2 protein-coding genes are annotated in these 3,031 nt (G+C 57.7%); both read right to left on the reverse strand.

Annotation, left to right across the window (positions count from 1 at the left end; genetic code table 11):
* Positions 1–191: 191 nt before the first annotated feature.
* The gene (locus VBE63_RS26625) at positions 192–1,910 is read right to left on the reverse strand and encodes a hypothetical protein (protein ID WP_323686020.1); all 1,719 of its coding nucleotides are present in this window, start codon (positions 1,908–1,910) and stop codon (positions 192–194) included.
* A 109-nt stretch (positions 1,911–2,019) separates the two neighbouring features.
* Positions 2,020–2,667 (reverse strand): hypothetical protein, encoded by a 648-nt coding sequence (locus VBE63_RS26630; RefSeq protein WP_323686021.1) that lies wholly within the window; start codon positions 2,665–2,667, stop codon positions 2,020–2,022.
* Positions 2,668–3,031: the final 364 nt, after the last annotated feature.

The following is a 3,031-nucleotide window of genomic DNA, read 5'->3' on the forward strand; positions in this document are numbered from 1 at the left end:
GTCAAAACCCGCACCCTGGTCGACGTACTCCAGTTCGAAACGGATCTCTGCCGTGGCCGGGAAGGCAAATACTACACCCCAAGCAAACCCTAAAAGCGTCGCCATGTATGGCATTTTACGACACTGAGCGAGCGTGACTGTGTGACGCATGACATAACCTCTCGAGTAGTTTGCACCACAGGGCAGCGCGCTCAGCTAGAGGATTTCAACATAGACACGGAAGCAGCACCTCCCGGAGGAACAGGCAGGCTTGCGACATTCACGCTGAAATCTGGATTAAGCGCTATGCGAGTAACAAGGCCAGTGCCAATTCTGATCGCACTGGTACGTAGCGTCGCATCATCCACCGGAAGACTTGCCACCACTACGCCCGTGCCCACAGACACAATGTCTACGCTGCCAGAATTAAAGTTGACCTGGTACTCGTAGGCCAGCGACTCATTCAGCACGAGGGTGGCCGCGTTGGCGATTGCGGGCGTCATATTCACTACCGCATCCGCCGAGAACATAACAATGTTTAAGCCGCTGTAACTTATACCTAAGAGCGGGCGCAGATCGACAGCGCTGGTAACGAGCACATCCACGATGGTGTTACCAAGAAAAACGACCGAGGGCACCACAACAACATCGGGGGGCGCTCCGCCGCCGCCACCTTGCTGAGCAGTGAACGCGCTCACGATCTGATAAGCCCCTGCCACAGAGATGTCAAAGCCAGAGACTTCCAAGGTGTAAGTGCCAGGACTGCTCAATTCAAGCGTAAGACCGAAATTGGCACCGTTGCCATTGGGGTCATCATCGTTTTGGGCGATTTCCTGGCCGTTGAACAGCACCCGGCCCACCAGATCCAGATCACCGGCTGAACTCAGCACCAGCGTGCCAGCTTGCTCCAGCGTGATGGTGTAGGTATCGAGCCCGCCCGGCATGAGATTGCCGCTGGCCTGACCATTGAGCGCCAATGCCACCGGCTCACCGCCACCGTCGCCACCACCATCATTCGTGCTGTAGCCAAGGTCCATCATCATGCCACGTTCGATGGCCGAGAGCGTGCGCACACCCTGCCCGGTATCAGTGGCAGCCTCCATGATCAGCGCAACGCCCGTATAGAAATCATCGTCAAGGTGTGCGATGGAGCTGCCGCCGGAAAACTCAACGGGCGAAAACAGCGGTATGGGCTGCCCATTATTTGCTGCCACGCCATTGCTGCCATGCCACTGCAAGCCGGCGTTACCCGTGCCGCCGACCACCGCAGCGGACCAGCGCGCAGCGTCCATAACCGCCGTGGTGTTATTGATGATCGGACCAGCCGCATCACCCAAATGCTGGTCAAAAGGATCAAAGCTTCCCGCCTGAGGTGGGCTATTGCCGCAGGCATCCACCGGCTCTTGTCCCAGTGTGCCGCTGAAGCCGAGGGCGTGAAGCAACTCGTGAATCATGGTGGATTTGAAATCAAACTCGTTTGGGCCAATGCTATCGCCAAGCCCCCAAACAACGTCCTCAAAGTTCACCGAGACCTCGCCATCGACGTCATTTGGGTCCGGGTCCGCGCCACCGAGTGCGATGCTGAGCACATCCCCACGATTGTCAAAACCGATATCACAGCCGCGGGGCCCAAAAGATCCTGCCGATGCGAGTGTTGCGTCCTCCGTCACCGTGCCGTCCACGCGCAGTCGGATAACACCGTTCTGTTCAGGGAAAAACCCAGCGGCTATCTGCGCGGACTGCTCCATGGCAAGTTTGCGCGCCGCGCCCATTACCGGGTCATCAAAACCTGCACCCTGGTCGACGTACTCCAGTTCGAAACGGATCTCTGCAGCGGCAGGGAGGGCGAATACCAAGCCATATGCGAGCGCAGCGAGCGCTCCCATGGAGAACTTCTGAAGATGCTGCTTGAGCCCTGATACGTGATGCATGGCTGGACCTCTGAGTACTTGGCACCACAGACAGTGCGCTCAAAACCACAAATTATTATGGGAATCTACAGCGCAAAAATACGTCGCTTCCACCCGCCGGGGCACAAGTTCAAGGGCTGACCGAAACCCCTTGATTGCCCTGCGCGTCTACAGACAGACTGACCCTGACCCCGTCTGACTCACGAGCAAACACAAGGCTGACGCTACCGTCGCCGCGTTTGGCGCCAGACGCCAGGTCACCCAGGTCCAGCGGCGGCAGGCCGGGGTGGTGCTGCGCGAGCTCCGCATTGGCCTGCTCCAGCCAATCCCTCACCACGGACTCGCCCCCTAGCTTGATCATTGCCATTAGATGCTCGAGCTCGCGCAGGATGATGCGCAATCCTTGCGCCCCGTCCCGGTGCCTCAAGTCATTTACCGAGACAGTGCGTTCAGCGTCGTCATGCTGGACATAAAGTATTGTTGTACTCGCATGCGAGACCGTAACGGGAGCAGTGCTACCGGGAATGCCAAGGTCGAAGTCTGGCTCAAAGAAGCCCTGAGCAGTAACGGTAGCCAGCAGTTGCTCGAGTGCATTGTCACTCAGCGAGTAGTCATAGGCCTGCGTGTGCTGGTAGAGCTGGGGCATGCGCACTGCGCCGTCATCAAATATGGACAACGTTGGCGCATCGCTCAGGCGCTGCAGCCGGTCGCCGCGATAATCCAGACTGAGCAAGAGCTCGGCTGCGAGGCCTGATGTCGCGTGTAACGATGTCATCATCGAGGCACACAATAAAAGGGTAGTTCGACATATGCGGTCCATTGGACTTGCGCCTCGTTATGATTCATTCGATGCAGTGTTGCAGCTTTATCGCCTGTGTCAATAAAAAATATCGTTTGCGATAGCAATTTACCCGTTGCGATGACTAAACACCCGCAGCCCATGAGTTCGCACGTCGACGCATGTGGCGAATCTATACCTCGCCGGCTTTGGTCATCCCTTGATCGTGCCCGCCAAACAGCATGCCTTGGCCAGACGCCCAGCCCAGAACGCCAGTCCATCCGGGGCAGCGGGACGGCCGGCGCAGGCGATGCAGTCGCGTTGCACGTTGAGTGACTCACTTTAGTGCGTGGTGCTGGAATTC

The sequence above is a fragment of the Lamprobacter sp. genome (genome assembly GCF_034860625.1).
Lineage (GTDB): Bacteria > Pseudomonadota > Gammaproteobacteria > Chromatiales > Chromatiaceae > Lamprobacter.